The following is a 19355-nucleotide window of genomic DNA, read 5'->3' as shown; positions in this document are numbered from 1 at the left end:
GTATATTTTTGTTCAATACCTTACTTACCAATCATTATGGTGTTATACAAGCAGTTAAATACATATGTTCAAAATCAGCTCGAGTGCCAACAATACCCTGTCGAGAATCGACTACATATAATGTTTTAGCATCACCTCTAAAGATATTACTTGACCAATAAATCGAAGTACCAAAATAAGGATCATTATAATCGTCCCAATCACTACTCTTATAGTAAAAATTAGTAGTATTACCCCATTCAGCAAATAGACCTCCCATCCATGTACCACGATCATTCTTATAACTAATCATTCTTCGATATTCTGGGCCAACACCAGGTATACCATAAGTCCAACCTATATAAATATTATTCTCATTGTATTCACGATTAGAATTAGTTAATTCCAATACATTAGGTATCCGATATCCACCATTTAAGCTGTTACATTTATTTTTTGAGTTAGCATAACTGCCAGAAGGCCCTATAAAGGCAATATACCATCGCTGTAACGTAAAGGTATAAAAAACATTTGTCTTACTATAATCCGCATAAAGTCTAAATGTAGAAGGTTGAAATTGACCGCCATTAGTTGAGGCTGATGGGCCTTTTAAAGTTACTCGCAAAAAGCCTTGATGGTCACTTAAAGCTAAACTTACACCACTACCTGATATTTGAGAAACACTTTCGCCATTAATTTTAATTAGTTCTTTTGCTGATAAACCAGCTATTTTTAAATCAAAAAATAAATTATTTGATCCAGTAGTAGGAAAATTCTTATAAACATTATCAGGATCATAAAAGATAAAACCTTTGCCCTTTTTCCACTCACCATTTATATCATTTTCATATTCTACATTAGGTTTTGCATAACAAAATTTGGCGGTAGACATGACTTTTGGATAAATATAGTAGCTATGTTGAATAGCAGAAAATGATCTTGTTTTAGGAATCCCATAAGTAGTAGAAATAGTGCCTTGTGTTGCTGATACTGTTAATTTATATGGTGCCAAGCAACCATCTAGTAATGTATCAACTTGATTCTTCACTAAATTAGTTATATCGTTTCCCTCATCATCCTGCCATGTCACTTTTAAATTTCCGGTCACTGTCGGTGATTTATCGCTACCATCACCATCCATATCCCACCAATAATTTGAACCAACAACAATATCACTCAAAGGTTTTGTAGGATAATTTATATTGTCAACCGGAAAAGGAACAAAAGTTTGAATGTCGGCAAACTTTGTATTATTAGTATTAAGTCTAATAGGTTGTGTTGCACTTGATGTGTCAGTTAATGGGCTTATTTTTTCACCATTGGGTAAAGCAATTGATAATAAAGGTGAAAGATCCGATTGTGTTTTGTATTCATCAAAAGTTATATATGGTGCGCTACCATGAATAACATTGACAGTTGACGCAGATAATGCACTTACATTGTGAGTTATAATTGAGAAAACAAAAAAAACTAAAAAGGGCTTTTTTTTATCAAAAAAACGTTTTTGATTTAATAAATTATGGCTGGCTGGCTGGCTGGCTGGCTGGCTGGCTGGCTGGCTGGCTGGCTGGCTGGCTGGCTGGCTGGCTGGCTGGCTGGCTGGCTGGCTGGCTGGCCCCTAAACAACTGTATTTTAACATTTTTTCAATCCTTTGTCACGACATCCGGCTATTTTAATTGAATAAAAATATAATTTATTGTTGGTAAAAAGTATAATTAAATTGAGTGATTTTGGCAATTCCTGCCTGTCTAAAAATTGTAAAGATAAGTAAGTAAAATCAGGTCACTACTGTTATCAGTTGATCTTGATATCTTTCGGTCGTTCACAAAGATCATGATTATTTAATCATCATCCCAACAATCTTAAAATTCAATAAAATCATGGTAACAAGCAGCCTCGTTATGCAAATATCTTTATTAAAATAAATTAATAACTCAATCTTCAATCTTTTATAATGGTGTTTTGAGATTTTTGATAAAGGCTAAATCAACTTCAACAAGATAGCTAATTGATTAACAACTACTAAAATAAAATTAAAACTAAAACACTGCATATTTTATCCTAATGTTGTATATTTTTTAGTCGATAGCTCCGACGCCTGCCTTTCGCGCGTCTTCAAACGCGCTCGGCTGGCTTTTGCCGTTACTTTCGCTACGCTCTCTTCACGGCAACGTCGCTGATATCACTGTTCATAAATATGGATTACTTAGGACTCCCTGTGATACAAATAATTGAATACGTCCCGATTGCAGAAACACCAAGTACACCTTTATAAACTGTCTCTGCCGATGATTGTACTTTATTTTCCACGTTCCATAAACCAATATATTCGCCCCATTCACCAAATAGTGTATTTAATGATACCTTTTCTCCTTCAAAAAATTGCCCCTTGGATCTATATTTTGATAAGTGGCGTGGATCTGGTGTAATATAAATGTCAGGCTCTTTCGGAAGTTTGCGGCAGTTTTCCATCGAGGGAGATGATATTATTCTGTTGCCATTGTTTACTATAGATCCTACGCCATGTCTAATAAACCATTTATTGATTCTAAACTGGTAAAGTACTTTACTGTGATTTCTATCTGCATAGAGAACAAATGTTGACCATGTAAATTTCTTATCCACCGTTGTTATAACCGTTACCGGCTTCCCATTTACAACTATAAGCTTTTCCTGAACTTTAGGGCCATTTAATGTTATTTTTACTACAAATTTTCTCTCCGGTGATAAAGTTAGATATACGCCTTCCCCCTTTACTGCATTAACATTTGTGCCATTAACTGCAATCACCTCTTCTGAACTAATATCACTTAAATATAAATAATAACTCAATCCATCACCACCTGTTGTAGGAAAATTTTTATTTATATCTGATGTAACATCAAATGAGTGTCCTCCATTTAAGCCTTGTGTTCTTAACGCCCTAGCTTGAGATGCGGGTAATATGTAATAAGTATGGCTTGCTCCCTGAAAATTGCTTATATCACTTGATTGTGGAAGTCCATAACGCGTTGATAAACGTCCACTTGTAGACGAAATGGTAACTTTATAGGGCGAATCGGTAGTTGACAAAGATGCATCTTGATTATTTTTAACCCAATTAGTTATATCGTTATTATTAACGTCACTCCACTTCACATTTAAGGTGCCCGATGAACTAATTCCTATATCTCCATCAATATCATTAAAATAATTATTGCTTGCGATAACGCTACTTAAACTAATACTAGGATAATTATTAAACGGTATAATTGTTTGGATATCCTTTACTTTAGTAATCGACTCAGGTAACGCTATCGGATTGTTGCTGCTTGAACGGTCTTGATAAGGCTCATAAACCGTACCATTTGATAATCTAAGCCAAAGCAGTGGCTCTGCAGTAGAAGCGCGATTTATTCCATCAAAAGAGAGATACGGGCCATTTCCATGAATTGCATTGGCCGTACTGGCATTTAATGCATATGCCGAATTAATTGAAAGGATTAATAAACTAGATATAGCTAATATGGTTAAAAATGTTGGTTTTAAACACAAAAAGTTAAGACTTAACTGTAAGTTAAGTGAATAAGTTTTAGCGGTAATGATTTCTTTAACGGAAATAAAGAATCGTTGACTTGCAATTGGATGATTTATGCAAGCTTGACTTAATAATCCCTTTAATAACCCTAATTTATGGCTGGCTGGCTGGCTGGCTGGCTGGCTGGCTGGCTGGCTGGCTGGCTGGCTGGCTGGCTGGCTGGCTGGCTGGCTGGCTGGCTGGCTGGCTGGCTGGCTGGCTGGCTGGCTGGCTGGCTGGCTGGCCTCTAAACAACTGTATTTTAACATTTTTTCAATCCTTTGTCACGAAATCCGATTGTTTCATTTCAATAAAAATTTAATTTTTTGACTGTTTAAGTATAAGTAAATTGCGTAATTTCCGCAATTGCTAGCTTTTTAAAAATTGTAAAGATTAGTAAGGAAAATCAGGGCATTACTGTTATTAATTGATCTTGATATTTTTCGGGCCATTCATAAAGATCATTATTATTTAATGATGATCTTATAAAATCTTAAAATTCAATAAAATCATGGTAACAAGCAGCCTCGTTATGCAAATATTTTTATTAAAATAGATTAATAACTCAATCTTCAATCTTCAATCTTTAATCTTTAATCTTTAATCTTTAATCTTTAATAATGGTGTTTTGAGATTTTTGATAAAGGCTAAATCAACTTCAACAAGATAGCTAATTGATTAACAACTACTTAAATAATTAATTTGTTGACCTACTAAAATAAAATTAAAACTAAAACACTGCATATTTTATCCTAATGTTGTATATTTTTTAGTCGATAGCTCCGACGCCTGCCTTTCGCGCGTCTTCAAACGCGCTCGGCTGGATTTTGCCGTTACTTTCGCTACGCTCTCTTCACGGCAACGTCGCTGATAGACCCTAAATAAATCCTTATGATAATCGCACTCTAACTCTGCACAAAATGACGTTAATAACCCATTTGGCTGGCGCTTAATCAACTTATTGTAATAGGAATCCACAATTTGCTATCCAATCATTAACATACTTTTGGTTGTAAAAATCTTACTTTTAATTTATGGCCTATAATGCAGTTACAATAAAGCTACCCTCATTGTAAACGTGTAAAAATACAATTTATTTATTATTACAATATTTCCTTATATTGAGATTGTAAGACTAATATTTTACTAATAGCTATTTAAAATCTCACATATAAATCCCAATACATTGGATAATATTTTAATTTAATTGTTAAACTTCTTATTATTAAGGTGAAACACAAGCTAAATAAGAAAATGTAGGGTCTGTGTTGCCAACACCACCTGAATACATACTAACCGACGGAATTCGTATATATTTACCATCATTTTTCGATATTGGTTCTGCAATCCCATAAGCTTCATGTAACCAATCACTATCAGGATAATTACGAGTGTGCGAGAAACTATTGTTATATAAAGATCCCCACTCATTGATTATTCCTCTGACCCATTCACCATCTTTACGGTAACTTAACTGACGAAGAGCATTATTGTTTGTTGGAGGTATAGCATGCCATTTTTCTTTAAAAACATCATAGGTCAAATCATACATTCCCGTTAACCGATAACCTTTACCTAATCGACGACACTCTTCTTCAGCTTTCGCTTGAGTGGTCGATAAATCTCCATCTATAAGAATATTTTGATAGACAATATCGGTAGGAATATACCAACGCATCAATTTAAATTCATAAAGTATTTTACTTTTTCCACTATCGGCATATAACCTAAATGTAGAAGGACTAAAACTCTTATCATTAGACGTTGCTCGAGGACCATTTAAGGTTATTTTTAATGCTTTTTGTGGTACACCATATAATGGGGCTTGATAAGGGTACATTATTGCATTATTAAATAGAAAAGAGCTATCATGCTCCCATAGAGTTATACCTGTACTTAAGCTTAATCTGACATTGCCACCTTCTACAGCGCTTATGCTACTGCCATTGGCCGCGATCACCGCTTCTGGACTTATTCCTGCCAATAACAAATAAAAATATAATCCATTAGACCCTGTACTTGGAAAATTATTTTTATAAATCGAACTTTCACCATCATAATTACCACTATTACGTGCGCCATTAATCTTAAATCCTTTACTTGGATAACCTCTATAATTCCAAGAAATAATGGCCGAATCCCAGCCAGATCCATCAAAAAACATACCCACTCCAGTAGTGCCATCATCATATAATGGGCTAGGTTGAGCATAACAGACATGAGGTTCAACTTTAGGATTTATATAATAATTATGGCTACCGCCCATAAAACTACTTTTATTTGGCTCTCCATATAGGGTATTTAATTCAACGTTACTTGCTGTTAAGGTTAATTTATATGGACTATCACATTCAATAAATTTACTATAGGCATTGTTTTTAACTGTGTCGGTAACATCAATACCATTAATATTTTCCCATTTAACGCCTATATCACCACTCGCTGTTGCGATAACTTCACCGGTTACATCATCATAACCATCGCCATCATCATCACCAAAATAGTTATACGGTGCTTTCAGTAAATCAATAATATTTACTCTAGGATAACTACTATTACCTGCTGCCGGTAACGGAACGATAGTTTGGATACTCGCATAAGTATCGTCTTGACTCGGTAACTCGATTGGAGTTACTAGACTGGATTCATCATTTGAAGCATTGATGACTGTTCCATCGGATAAAGTTATACCCAACAAACTTTCCGTACTATCTGCTTTTGTCATACCTCCATCATTGGTAAGATAAGGAGCACTACCATTAATTACATTAACCGTACTGGTATTTAATGCATATGTCGAATTAATTGAAAGGGTTAATAAACTATTTATAACCAATACATTTATTAGCATCGGTTTTAAACAAAAAAAAGGGTTTATAAAATTGACTCTAAAAAACAAGAGGTTAACAGTAAATAAATCTTTAAAAGAAAAAAATGAATGTTGATGCTGAGGCAAATATATTGCTAACATTGCAGCAATTAATCGGTTAAATAATCCCAATTTATGGTTAGTTACTAAACAACTACTTGATAACATATATCAATCCTTTGTAAAAGTATTGTGTTTTTATTGCGAAAAATCAATTTTATAAGAAAAGTGTAAATAATATCATTAACCATATCAAATTTTGTAATATTAAATTTTGTCAAATAATGTAAAGAAAAGTTGAACTAAAACGCTTTGATTTTATGTTACAAATTTGAAAAAATTTTTAGCTGACTTTTATAAATACTAAAATATTGTTAATTTTAGTTACTGTCGCGAAAAAAATTTTTATCATACTTAATTAATAAGTTAATATTAAACTACAAAAAATACTTTTTTAGTCTTTTAATACAGGACAAATCGATGCTAATTCTGAAAATTAACCATTTAGTCGCTAATAAGATTATTGATTGAGAAATAAAGTTCAGGTGGAAACTTGAGCAAAATATAGTTAACAAACCTTATTTGGCAATTACTCGCTTAATTGTTCTGTGACCACCTTGTAGCACAAATCATACGTAATCTTTCGCCTGAAAAACTACCTCGTATAACGCCCTCTTGAATAACCTCACCACCAGAAGTCATCACTCGATCCGTAATTTGCCAACTACCAACATGTTGTCCCCATTCAGAATATAGTCGACCTAATTCTCTAAATGTTTGTGATGTCGTTGGTCGATTTAAATAAAAATTACTAAATAGTCTAGGCGATGGCAAGTTATAGCCTTCATAATTACAATACTTAGGAGGTGTAGGATTATGAGTTTTTTTGGTTTCAAAACGATTTGTATTAATAAACCAAGTACCTATTCTAAATTTATACAGAACTGTTTTACGTTCTTTATCAGCATAAAGTACAAAACTTGAAATACCAAATTTCTTATCCACTTTACCCGAACCAATTATCGCCACACCTTTTTTTGTTGACCTTCCTCCACCAATTATTTTAGGTCCATTTAGTCTTATCCCTACTTCATTAATTGAATCTCTCCACAAAGATAAATTTACACCTTCGCCTGATTCGGGATATATAGTACTACCATTGATAGCTATCACTTCTTCTGGGCTGATTTTATCAAGCACTAATGTATAATTAAGTCCATCACCTCCAGTAGTTGGAAAATTATTCCATTGATTACGATTTACAGGATATTCCCATGAATCAGAGCGTGTCTTTATGGCTCGCCCATTAGCTTCAGGGGAAAAATAATAAGTATGACTAGCCCCCTGAAAATTGCTTATATCACTTGATTGTGGAAGTCCATAACGCGTTGATAAACGTCCACTTGTAGACGAAATGGTAAGTTTATAGGGTGCGTTAACAATTGATAAATATGCCTCCCGATTATTTTTAACCCAATTAGTGATGTCATTATTATTAACATCTCGCCACGTAACATTTAAGGTTCCAGATGAACTAATTCCGCTATCGCCATCAATATCATTAAAATAATTATTAGTGGCTATAATGTTACTTAAGCTAATACTAGGATAATTATTAAATGGTACAATAGTTTGGATATCCTTCACTTTCGCAACTGACTCAGGTAGCTTTATTGGATTGTTGTAATTTGAACGATCTTGATATGGCTGATAAACCAAACCGTTTGATAATCTAAGCCAAAGCAGTGGTTCGGTATTTAAGGCTCGATTTCTACCATCAAACGATAAATACGGAGCATTGCCAGTAATCACATTTACTGTTTTTACAGTTAAACACTCGGCATTTGAAAAAAGAAATAGCAACATAACCCCCAAAAGCCATGTTTTAAAAGCAAAATAAGGTTTGTAATTGTCATAACTATTAACAAAATTATTAGATCTTATTTTTAATAATTCCGATGTTATAGAATTTAATGATGTACAACACGCTATAGTGAAGATAGGATATCTTTGATGATAAAATCGCAAAAACATGACTCCTTTTGATGAAACATTCCAATTTAGTAGAAACCAATTACAATCAAAATTGATAAAAATTTGATTACTATTCTTTAAAATTACATAGTTAATTTCTATGTGCTGCAGATCAATTTTTAGAAGGTAGTAGTAAAAATATTAAATGCAAGACTATCAGTGGTTACTTTTAACTAGACAAATCCTACAACTTTATTATCAGGTCGCTTAGCGTTATTAATTGAGCAATCATACCCAACATACTTATAAATATTGTTTATAAAACAATCACTTTAACGACTTGTTTTTTATGGATAAAAATTTAGTAATAAATAAATCTAAAAATAAATGTTGATAAAGAGGTGTTGATAACGTTTGATTGCTTAATTATGTAATTTTAGCTGTCTTGCCTATAAACAACTACGTCTAGCATCTTCAAACACCCGCTTATCCATTTGTTTTATTTAAATAGAAATATCTAAATTTGATAAAATCATAATTAAAGTATTTAACTATATCAAACTTTATAATGTTAAATTTTGTCAAGTTATGTAAAGTAAAGTTAACAATTGTTGGTTTATTAATGGAGGTCTGAGTAAAAATTTTTGCTAATTTAGAAAAAACAAATATATGGCAAATTTTAACCACTGATTCGCAAAAACTTTTCATTAAAATGGATTAATAATACAATGTTCAATCTTTAATAATGTCATTTTTAGACTTTTAATAAAGGCTAAATCAACTTCAGCAGGCTCGCTATCCGGTTGCCAAATACTTGATTAATTGATTTGTTGATGATGTAAGGTAAGATTAAAACACTGCATATCTTGTTCTAACATTGTATGTTTTTTTATTGTGAAAATCTTACTTTTAATTCATGCCTATAATGTTGTAACAATAAAACTACCCTCATTATAAACGCGTAAAAAAATAAACCTCCTTTATATAACAATATCCCCTTATATTAAGATTGTAAGATTAATGTTTTAAGAGTATCTATTTAAAATCTCACATATAAATCTCAATACAATGGATAATATTTTAATTTAATTGTTAAACTTCTTATAGCTGTTAAGGAGAAACACAAGCTATATAATAAGGTGTTAAGCTACCGAGGGACTCAGCCTCCCCACCTTCCACCAATACATTCCATGAAGGTACTTTACGCTTCTCTTTCCAAGATTTAACTTCCTTAATTACTGTAGTGGCAATCAAATAATTAGAATGTAACCAATCACTATCAGGATAATTGCGACACCTCGAACGACTATTGTTATATAAACATCCCCACTCATTAATTATTCCACTGACCCATTCGCCATCTTTACGGTAACTTAACTGACGAAGAGCAGAGCCTACTATAGGACCAAAAGTTGCTTTCATCTCCCAATAGACATCATAGGTCAAATCATACATTTCGGTTAACCGATAACCTTTACCTAAACGACGACACTCTTCTTGACCTTTTGCTTGATACATCGGTACATTTTCTTCAGTAATAACATTTTGATAGACTATATCGGTAGGAATATACCAACGCATCAACTTAAATTCATAAAGTATTTTACTTTTTCCACTATCGGCATACAGCCTAAATGTCGAAGGACTAAAACTCTTATCATTAGACGTTGCACGAGGACCATTTAAGGTTATCTTTAATCCTTTTTGTGGGACACCATATAATGGGGATAGATAAGGGAACATTGTTGAAAAATCATCCAGCACACCGCTTCGATGATCCCAGAGAGTTATTCCCGTACTTAAGCTTAAGCTGACATTGCCACCTTCTACAGCACTTATGTTACTGCCATTGGCTGTAATCACTGCTTCTGGACTTATTCCTGCCAATAACAAATAAAAATATAATCCATTAGACCCTGTACTTGGAAAATTATTTTTATAAACCGAACTTTTACCATCATAATTACCACTATTACGTGCGCCATTAATCTTAAATCCTTTACTTGGATAACCTCTATAATCCCAGTCAATCGTACTCGAATCCCAGCCAGGCCCATCAAGCAAATCCATATTACCTGCGTATAATTGAGAACCATCATCAAATAATGGACTTGGTTGGGCATAACAGACATGGGGTTCGACTTTAGGATTTATATAATAACTATGGCTACCGCCCATAAAACTACTTTTGTTCGGCGCACCATATAGGGTATTTAATTCTCCATTACTTGCGGTTATGGTTAATTTATAAGGACTATCACATTCAATAAACTTACTATGGGCATTGTTTTTAACTGTATCGGTCACATCAATACCATTAATGTTTTCCCATTTAACACCTATATCACCACTCGCTGTTGCGATAACTTCACCGGTTACATCATCGTAACCATCGCCATCATCATCACCAAAATAGTTATATGGAGCGGTGAGTAAATCGGTCATTTTCACTTTAGGGTAATTACTATTACCTGACTGTGGTAACGGAACGATAGTTTGAATACTCGCATAAGTATCGCCTTGATTAGGTAACTCGATTGGAGTTACTAAACTGGATTCATCATTTGAAGGATTAATTACTGTACCATCAGATAAAGTGATCCCCAATAAACTTTCCGTACTATCCGCTTTAGTTATGCCTCCGTCATAAGTAAGATATGGTGCTCCTCCATGAATTGCATTAGCTGTAGTTATATTTAAAGCATATGTGAAATTAACGGGAATGGTTAATAAACTATTTATGACCAATACACTTATTAGCATCGGTTTTAAACAAAAAAATGGGTTTATCAAATTGACTCCAAAAGACAAGAATTTAACAGTAAATAAAACTTTAAAAGAAAAAAATGAATGTTGATGCTGAGATAAATATATTCCTAACACTTGAAAAATTAATCAGTTAAATAATCTTCATTTATGGTTAATTACAGAACAACTAGCCAGTAAGACACATCAATTTATTTAAAATTAAAGTATTGTTTTATATTAAAAAATAAATAATTTTTTGATAAAAGTATAGTTTAAACCGTTAGTTATATCAAATTTTGTAATGTTAAATTTTGTCAAGATATGTAAAGTAAAATTAACAATTGTTGGTTTATTGATGAAAGTCTGAGTAAAAGTTTTTGCTAATTTATAAAAAAATATATATGGCAAGTTTTAACCACTGATTCGCATAGATTTTTTATTATAACTAATCAATTACTGTTATAAATTTACATAATCATATAGTTACAATGGTAGTCTACAATAAACTATTTATTATTTATTAACTTAGTCAGTTAAATTTAGATAGAAAATTTAAAATAAGCCAGAATTAAATAGAGTCATAAATATTGGCATTATTAACGTTAATAAAAAACCTTGAACGATTGCTGGTGGTACAATACTAACCCCTGCTCCTTTTTGTAGCATAGGTAAGGTAAAATCCATTGAGGTTGCACCACATAAACCTAGTGCTGTAAGTTTATATCGTTTGATTAAGGTAGGAATTAAGATAATGGCACATAATTCTCGTAGAATGTCATTTAAGAAAGTAGCACTACCAATGATTGGACCATGAGCTTCGGTCATTAATATTCCCGATAAGGAATACCAACCAAATCCTGATGACATTGCCAACCCTACTCGCACTGGTTGTGCCAATATGAAGGCGGCAATAATACCACCTAAAAAGGTACTTAGAATGACAATAATGGTATTAGCAATACCCACTTTATTCAATAAAATCTGTTTTAACGAAATATTATTACTACGCAACTGAATACCAATAAGTAATAGTAAAAATACTAAAACCACTTTGGTAATATCTTCACTATATTGCCAAATAAACAGTGGAAAAAGTCCTGCAACAAATCCTGCTATCAATGCAATACAGACCCGCAAAGATTCCAAGATCATTTTAAATCGTGATTGATAAGTTGCATTACTATGTGAAGTACGCCATGGTAAAAAAAGATCAACAATAGCTAAAAAAATAAAATTACCGCCAAAAGTACAGATAAAAATAATACCAGTATAAAATAAGATAATTTTTAAATTTGCAGCGAGATTATCTAAATGAGCTAGTTCGGTTCCCATTATAAATAATATAAAATAGACCATCCAACTTAAGATCTGATTAATCTTGGTTATCCACTTTTGCTCTTTGAATTTAATCAAATAACCTAAACATAACGGTACTAAAGCAATAAGAATACCAAAATACATATTTCATTCCTTAATTATCATTTTTATATTAAAAGTATCAGATAGATTTGGGTCTTGTTTAAGATCGCTTGCAATATAATGCAAGCGATAGATTAAAAGATTATGTTAATGATGCTAATTGTGTTTCAATATTGTTCTTGAGCTCATCTAATAATGCATAACGATTGCGATACTCAGAACGCTTTTTACTGGCAACCTCTTCCAGTGATTTGCGGTTAATCTGGTTTGGCAATATAAATAACGATCTTGAATCTTGCTTACCATCAATAGTTAACCAAAAATCATCATAATCCGATAAGATCCTTTCTTGTCGGCTATTATAACGCCAGTTGTTGTAGACATGAGTTTTATTGCCCACCGCAATAATTTGTTCAAGTTGAAAATAACCAGCAATAATTAACGCAGCCTCAACTGCAATACGTTTAGGAAAAAGCCCATAGCACTGTTTTGTTGCCTGTTGTACTCGGGTTCGAGCTTCATGATGCCCTGTTCCTTGTAAGCCGGAAATAAAAAGTGTCGACTTTTGTTGATATTGCGCGATAGTAAAAGTTAACGTCGCTAAGTCAATGCCATCATTGTCATAAAAATAGAGGCTGAGTTCCCCTTCCCGAGCATATTTATTACGTGCTTGAATCGCAATTTTTATATTGGCGTCATTTTTTGCCCTAATACTGGCTAATTCAAAGGGAATATCTAAGTTATAGAAGGCTTTTGTCATGCTATCAGGACGATTAGCTAAAAAATCATAATGATAAGCTAATGCCTCGTACCGTTCTTGTTGGCTCAAACATGAAGCTAAATAAGGTCGTTGTAGTTTACAAGGTAAATTAGTTTGGCATGATAAATAGTAACCAAGTAACTTGTATTGTCTTAATTTGTCTAATAGTTTAAGCGTAATAGGACTTAAAAATAGAGTTCGAAAAAAAAATTTATAACGATAAGTCGGTTTAAGCCATAATTCGTTAAGTGGTAATTTACCTGAACAAAGCCAGTTAAAAAGTTGCCATTTACTTTTAGGCTGGGACATATTCGTAATATTATTCATAAGCAGAAAAAGTATTCGTATTGGTTAATATAAAAGAGTTATATGTGGTTAAATTATAAATTATCAATTAGATATTTATGATTATTTTCAAATTTAAGGCACCATTTCAACGTAAGTGCCTAAGAGTACAACACAACCCAAAGCAACGCAACCCTTATGGTGTTATGTCATCGCTTAAGCAATAAAAAACGGTGAACTAAGTCACCGTTTTATTAAATAACATCGTTTATAAAAACGAATTATTGACCTTTAACTTCCTTTAAACCGTTAAATGGTGCTTTTGAACCTAAAGCTTCTTCAATACGGATTAATTGGTTGTATTTAGCAACACGGTCAGAACGGCTCATTGAACCAGTTTTGATTTGACCAGCAGCTAAACCAACAGCTAAATCAGCAATAGTTGAATCTTCAGTTTCACCTGAACGGTGAGAGATAACCGCAGTATAACCCGCATCTTTGGCCATTTTAACAGCTGCGATAGATTCAGTTAAAGTACCAATTTGGTTAACTTTAACTAGGATTGAGTTAGCGATACCTTTCTCGATACCTTGTTTGAAGATTTTAGTGTTAGTTACAAATAGATCATCACCAACTAATTGAATTTTGTCACCTAATGCTTTAGTTTGGTATGCCCAACCTTCCCAATCGCTTTCGTCTAAACCATCTTCGATAGATACGATTGGATATTGTTCAGTTAAACCTTCTAGATAGTGAGTAAATTCTTGAGCAGTGAACTCTTTATTACCTTCACCTTTTAATACGTATTTACCTGTTTCTTTGTTATAGAATTCAGAAGCTGCACAGTCCATCGCTAAAGTAATGTCTTTACCTAATACATAACCAGCTTTTTCAACTGCTTCTTTGATGCAAGCTAATGCTTCAGCATTTGAACCTAAGTTAGGAGCAAAACCACCTTCATCACCAACAGCAGTGTTCATACCTTTATCATGAAGAACTTTTGCTAAGTTGTGGAATACTTCAGAACCCATACGGATTGCTTCACGAACAGTTTTAGCACCAACTGGTTGAATCATAAATTCTTGTAAGTCGATGTTATTATCAGCGTGTTCACCACCATTGATGATGTTCATCATTGGTAATGGCATAGAGTATTGACCTGGAGTACCATTAAGATCAGCGATATGTTGATAAAGTGGTACGCCTTTAGCTGCAGCTGCAGCTTTAGCTGTAGCTAAAGATACAGCTAGAATTGAGTTAGCACCTAAGTTTGATTTGAAATCAGTACCGTCTAAGTCAAGCATGACTTGGTCGATAGCTGCTTGATCTAACGCATCTTTACCAACAACTGCTTTAGCAATTGGGCCATTTACGTTTTCAACAGCTTTAAGTACGCCTTTACCTAAAAAGCGAGATTTGTCACCATCACGAAGTTCTAATGCTTCACGTGAACCTGTTGATGCTCCTGATGGAACGATTGCAAGACCAACGAAACCACCTTCTAAATGAACTTCAGCTTCAACAGTTGGGTTACCACGAGAGTCGATGACTTCACGACCATGTACTTTAACGATTTTTGCCATGTTATTTTCCTCTATATGACAGATATGTAACTATAATGTAAATATAAACTATTTTTGCTGCTGATCTTGATGATCTTTGGCAGCTTTAATAAAACTACTAAATAATGGATGTCCATCACGTGGTGTTGAAGTGAATTCCGGATGGAATTGACACGCAACAAACCATGGATGATCAGGAATTTCAATGATTTCTACTAGTTTTTTATCAGTTGATAATCCTGTTACTTTTAATCCAGCTTTAACCACTTCTGGTAATAAATTGTTGTTAACTTCATAACGATGGCGATGACGTTCGGTAATCGATTCTTTTTTGTACATACCTGCAACTAATGAATTAGGCTCTAAATGACAAATTTGTGAACCTAAACGCATAGTACCACCTAGATCACTATCTTCACTGCGCTGAACCACTTTTCCTGATTCATCGCTCCATTCAGTAATTAATGCGATTACTGGGTTTGCGCAATCTTTAACAAACTCTGTTGAATTAGCATCTTTGATGCCGGCAACATTACGAGCATATTCAATTAATGCTACTTGTAAACCAAGACAAATACCTAAGTAAGGGATCTTGTTTTCACGAGCATAACGTGCAGCCATAATTTTACCTTCAACTCCACGATAGCCAAAGCCACCAGGAATTAATATTGCATCTAAATCTTGTAATAATTCAGTGCCTCGTGATTCAAGATCTTCTGAATCAATATAACGAATATGTACAGTTAAACGATTCTTTAAACCACCATGTTTTAATGCTTCATTAACTGATTTATAAGCATCAGGTAACGCAATATATTTACCAACCATACCAATGGTCACTTCACCAACTGGGTTGGCTTCTTCATAAATCACTTGTTCCCATTCAGATAGATCCGCTTCTTTACATTCAAGATGGAAGCGATTGCAAACAAAAGTATCTAAATTTTGTGATTTTAATAATGCAGGGATCTTATAAATAGAATCAACATCTTTAAGTGAAATCACCGCACGCTCAGGCACATTACAAAATAGCGCAATTTTAGCTCTTTCATTGGCTGGAATAATGCGATCTGAACGACAAATTAAGACATCCGGTTGAATACCAATTGATAATAACTCTTTCACTGAGTGTTGCGTTGGTTTAGTTTTAACTTCACCAGATGATGCAAGATAAGGAACTAAAGTTAAATGCATAAACAAAGTATGTTCACGACCAACATCTACCGCTAATTGACGAATAGCTTCCAAAAATGGTAATGATTCAATATCACCAACAGTACCACCAACTTCAACGATAGCGACATCGTAACCTTTTGCACCATCAATAACACGATCTTTAATCGCATTAGTAATATGAGGGATAACTTGAACTGTTGCGCCTAAATAATCACCACGACGTTCTTTTCGCAAAACATCAGAATAAATACGTCCAGTGGTAAAATTGTTTTTTCGGCTCATTTTGGTGCGAATAAAACGCTCATAATGCCCCAAATCAAGATCGGTTTCGGCACCGTCTTCAGTCACAAAAACTTCACCATGTTGAATTGGACTCATTGTTCCCGGATCGACATTGATGTAGGGATCAAGTTTTAGCATGGTGACTTTTAAATTGCGGGCTTCTAAAATTGCAGCTAAAGATGCTGCGGCAATGCCTTTACCTAAAGAAGAAACGACACCGCCTGTTACAAAAATATAATTCGTGACCATTAATACCAGACCATTATTAATTTAGTTGAACAATATAACATAAGTTTAAACCATAAAAACTAATGCAATATATGATGAATCAGACGGGAAAATAGTATAACAGAATATGGCTTAGCTCACAATTGAATAATTATGTTTAATCGATAAGTTACTCTCTTCGCCTACTAATTTGGTATCTATTATTTCAGTAACCTATCTAATATTAATCCCCAACCATTGAATGGTTTTTTAAAATTTTATCACTATAATTAGAAATAATTTTTTCAAGTCGTAATTGATTGGCAGCTTTTTTCCAAATAAACAAAGTACAATTAATTAAGGTGATTAAGATAACAAATAGAAACACAAAATTGTTGATCAAAATCGGTGATAAAAATGAAAACAACTGATTTTTATCAATACTATAGATAGGATCTGTTGAAATAGTTAGTTTTGAAACTGTTCCATTATGGTAACTCACATTAGTGACTACACCTGTAATTTTTAAGTTAGCATTATTTCCCATTAAAATACCATTATAATAATCAAGTTGTTCTTTGAAAATTTCATTATTATATTTGTAATTATAATTTTTATCATAGAGTGGGATCAATTTAGTAAATTGTAAACTAAGGTTATTTTCATCATTTTGCAGCATTGCTACTTTTTCTTTAGCATCAAAGATAAAATGTTTAAGAATATTTTTTCGATATTGAGCAATTAGTTGGACAATATTTTGCGCCGAGTTTAAATTTACTATTTTTTGAATGTTGTAATGCGATTTCGCATAAGCCACCACGTCAGACCAATTGTTTAAATCAACACCACTTATCTCTGACAGTAAATTGGCTAGACTGTTTTTAATTTGGTCACAAGGTTCAAGGTTTAGATGTTTACAACTGTCATCAAAGGTTGGAATAGCTGTCTCAATATTATAGATTTTTATCAATTCAACTATATTTTTGTTTTTCGTGTATTGTTTGTATTTTGGATTATTCCTATATTTGGAGTCATTCTCTAAACGCTGATTTAAATATTTGTTGGCTAACGCAGTCATTACAATAACTTCTGAATCTTTTGTCATTCTTAAAATATTGCTATCATAAATCGCTTGTGTTGATTGAGGCCATGAAGAAAAAAGATTAAGTTTTGTACTGCCTATTGGATTGGTATTAACAAATATTTTATTACATTGAGAATGATCTTCATTTTCATTTTGAATATCACACGAGACACTTGATAAATCGAGATTAACCCGATCCATAAATTGAATGGCTATTTTCTTTAAGTTAGTTTTATCATCAATGTTCCAAATAGTGGCTTGTGAGGTTAATTGCTGATAGCTAAAATCAAATTTTTCACCGGCATTGGTAAAATAGTAAATTAATACAACCAATATTAATCCTGTAATAGCCAATTTAACATTATGCTTGATAAATTTTGGTGCACCATAATTTTCCACTTCTTCACTTATTGATAAATAGCCGCCATAACTGAGTAATTTTCGAGAATTAATGTCAACCTCCATATCAATTGGAGTTTCACTTTTATTTGATATGAACATTCTCCAGTGTTCGGGAGTGTTAACATAAAAGTATGATTCAATACCCAATTTTTGCGCTTTGATATGGTTGACATATTCAGTAGGTATTTCTCGTTTTATATGCGATACTATCATAGCTAATATAAAGCATATGATTGAGAAAAATGCCAACAATAGCGATTGAAAATGCTCTAAAACCAATAACCCCATCACACCTAATACAAACAAAAAAATCATTAATTTTCCGGAGTTACTTTGGTCTTCCATTGCAATTTCAAATTGATTTTTTTCTCTTTTGTTAACAATCTCAAAAGGCGGTGTCTTTTCTGATTCTTCTGTTAGAAGTTGGGTAATGGTTTCATTTGACTTTTCAGCGCTACTCAAACCAATAGGTTTCAAATTGCCGGTCTGCCAATAATCTTCAATTTGCCCCTCTTTTCGACCAGATAGATTTAGACCTGCTTCCAATAACTCACAAGTGTTTATTTTAACGACAATGGCATAACTTTTAGTAAACACAACTTCAGCGGTATTGATATAGTCAGACTTATTTTTAGGTAGTTCGCTATCAAAACTATCACGAAGACCTAAAATACGGTAAGACATATTGTAAGGAAAGAATAACCGTATATAACCCATCTTGTAATAGTAATTATTATTTTGTTTATCTGGATAATCTTTTTCAATATACGCTTTAATTCTCATGACATCATAATTGATTAATGAACTTTGCCATTGATAAGGAGGAGGAATATGATCTTCATTATCAAGATAAGGTTGAAGAAGAAGAATTTCTTCTTCAGTTAACTGTCGAATAGCATTTTCACGAATAAAAGGATCAATTTCGGCTTGCTTTTTTTGGGAAAGTTTATCTAGTTCTTTTTGGGTCAAGATACCTATGCGTAGCACCAAGAAAGCAAGAGCTGGAATAACGATAAAACAGATAATATTTGCTAACATACTCTTGATATCT

At 33.1% G+C, this 19355-nt stretch carries 12 protein-coding genes; 1 reads left to right on the top strand and 11 read right to left on the bottom strand.

Features of this window, described 5'->3' with window-relative positions; all coding sequences use genetic code 11:
* Window positions 1-34 precede the first annotated feature (34 nt).
* Complete coding sequence (locus AC5LWZ_RS05620) at window positions 35-1159, bottom strand: hypothetical protein (protein WP_146208333.1); 1125 nt, start codon at window positions 1157-1159, stop codon at window positions 35-37.
* A gap of 52 nt (window positions 1160-1211) precedes the next feature.
* Between AC5LWZ_RS05620 and AC5LWZ_RS05615 the strand changes: the two genes are divergently transcribed.
* A complete protein-coding gene (locus AC5LWZ_RS05615; protein ID WP_181414682.1) occupies window positions 1212-1382 on the top strand; it encodes a hypothetical protein in 171 nt (56 codons plus the stop codon).
* Between the two features lie 114 nt (window positions 1383-1496).
* Here AC5LWZ_RS05615 and AC5LWZ_RS05610 read toward each other — a convergent pair whose 3' ends face one another.
* The 10 genes from AC5LWZ_RS05610 to AC5LWZ_RS05565 all read right to left on the bottom strand — a co-directional run bounded on the left by AC5LWZ_RS05610 (window position 1497) and on the right by AC5LWZ_RS05565 (window position 19342).
* Complete coding sequence (locus tag AC5LWZ_RS05610; RefSeq protein ID WP_493464135.1) at window positions 1497-1619, bottom strand: hypothetical protein; 123 nt, start codon at window positions 1617-1619, stop codon at window positions 1497-1499.
* Window positions 1620-2182: 563 nt separating this feature from the next.
* Window positions 2183-3805: a PT domain-containing protein gene (locus AC5LWZ_RS05605; RefSeq protein ID WP_493464134.1), complete on the bottom strand. Its 1623-nt coding sequence runs from the start codon at window positions 3803-3805 to the stop codon at window positions 2183-2185.
* 956 nt (window positions 3806-4761) lie between these two features.
* Window positions 4762-6573, bottom strand: coding sequence for a hypothetical protein (locus AC5LWZ_RS05600; RefSeq protein ID WP_493457389.1), 1812 nt, complete (start codon window positions 6571-6573; stop codon window positions 4762-4764).
* A 429-nt stretch (window positions 6574-7002) separates the two neighbouring features.
* Window positions 7003-8271: a hypothetical protein gene (locus tag AC5LWZ_RS05595; protein ID WP_294911161.1), complete on the bottom strand. Its 1269-nt coding sequence runs from the start codon at window positions 8269-8271 to the stop codon at window positions 7003-7005.
* 1218 nt (window positions 8272-9489) lie between these two features.
* Window positions 9490-11172 (bottom strand): hypothetical protein, encoded by a 1683-nt coding sequence (locus AC5LWZ_RS05590; protein ID WP_493464133.1) that lies wholly within the window; start codon window positions 11170-11172, stop codon window positions 9490-9492.
* Window positions 11173-11679: 507 nt separating this feature from the next.
* The gene (locus tag AC5LWZ_RS05585; protein WP_493464132.1) at window positions 11680-12588 is read right to left on the bottom strand and encodes a LysO family transporter; all 909 of its coding nucleotides are present in this window, start codon (window positions 12586-12588) and stop codon (window positions 11680-11682) included.
* Window positions 12589-12688: 100 nt separating this feature from the next.
* Window positions 12689-13633 (bottom strand): VirK/YbjX family protein, encoded by a 945-nt coding sequence (locus AC5LWZ_RS05580; protein ID WP_493464131.1) that lies wholly within the window; start codon window positions 13631-13633, stop codon window positions 12689-12691.
* Window positions 13634-13872: 239 nt separating this feature from the next.
* Window positions 13873-15174, bottom strand: a complete 1302-nt coding sequence (eno, locus tag AC5LWZ_RS05575; protein ID WP_110448150.1) for a phosphopyruvate hydratase — start codon at window positions 15172-15174, stop codon at window positions 13873-13875.
* 48 nt (window positions 15175-15222) lie between these two features.
* Window positions 15223-16860, bottom strand: coding sequence for a glutamine hydrolyzing CTP synthase (pyrG, locus tag AC5LWZ_RS05570; RefSeq protein WP_086364110.1), 1638 nt, complete (start codon window positions 16858-16860; stop codon window positions 15223-15225).
* Window positions 16861-17062: 202 nt separating this feature from the next.
* A complete protein-coding gene (locus tag AC5LWZ_RS05565) occupies window positions 17063-19342 on the bottom strand; it encodes a hypothetical protein (protein ID WP_294911155.1) in 2280 nt (759 codons plus the stop codon).
* Window positions 19343-19355: the final 13 nt, after the last annotated feature.

The sequence above is a fragment of the Gilliamella sp. LMG 34362 genome, assembly GCF_984569125.1.
The sequence above is the reverse complement of the archived record's forward strand: the minus strand, read 5'-3'. Positions and strand labels throughout refer to the sequence as shown.

Excerpts from the sequence above, each read along its gene's own strand:
- AC5LWZ_RS05615 (WP_181414682.1), top strand. The coding sequence starts at position 1,212 with ATGTCGGCAAACTTTGTATTATTAGTATTAAGTCTAATAGGTTGTGTT.
- AC5LWZ_RS05610 (WP_493464135.1), bottom strand. The coding sequence starts at position 1,619 with ATGTTAAAATACAGTTGTTTAGGGGCCAGCCAGCCAGCCAGCCAGCCA.
- AC5LWZ_RS05605 (WP_493464134.1), bottom strand. The coding sequence starts at position 3,805 with ATGTTAAAATACAGTTGTTTAGAGGCCAGCCAGCCAGCCAGCCAGCCA.
- AC5LWZ_RS05600 (WP_493457389.1), bottom strand. The coding sequence starts at position 6,573 with ATGTTATCAAGTAGTTGTTTAGTAACTAACCATAAATTGGGATTATTT.
- AC5LWZ_RS05595 (WP_294911161.1), bottom strand. The coding sequence starts at position 8,271 with ATGTTGCTATTTCTTTTTTCAAATGCCGAGTGTTTAACTGTAAAAACA.
- AC5LWZ_RS05585 (WP_493464132.1), bottom strand. The coding sequence starts at position 12,588 with ATGTATTTTGGTATTCTTATTGCTTTAGTACCGTTATGTTTAGGTTAT.
- AC5LWZ_RS05580 (WP_493464131.1), bottom strand. The coding sequence starts at position 13,633 with ATGAATAATATTACGAATATGTCCCAGCCTAAAAGTAAATGGCAACTT.
- eno (WP_110448150.1), bottom strand. The coding sequence starts at position 15,174 with ATGGCAAAAATCGTTAAAGTACATGGTCGTGAAGTCATCGACTCTCGT.
- pyrG (WP_086364110.1), bottom strand. The coding sequence starts at position 16,860 with ATGGTCACGAATTATATTTTTGTAACAGGCGGTGTCGTTTCTTCTTTA.
- AC5LWZ_RS05565 (WP_294911155.1), bottom strand. The coding sequence starts at position 19,342 with ATGTTAGCAAATATTATCTGTTTTATCGTTATTCCAGCTCTTGCTTTC.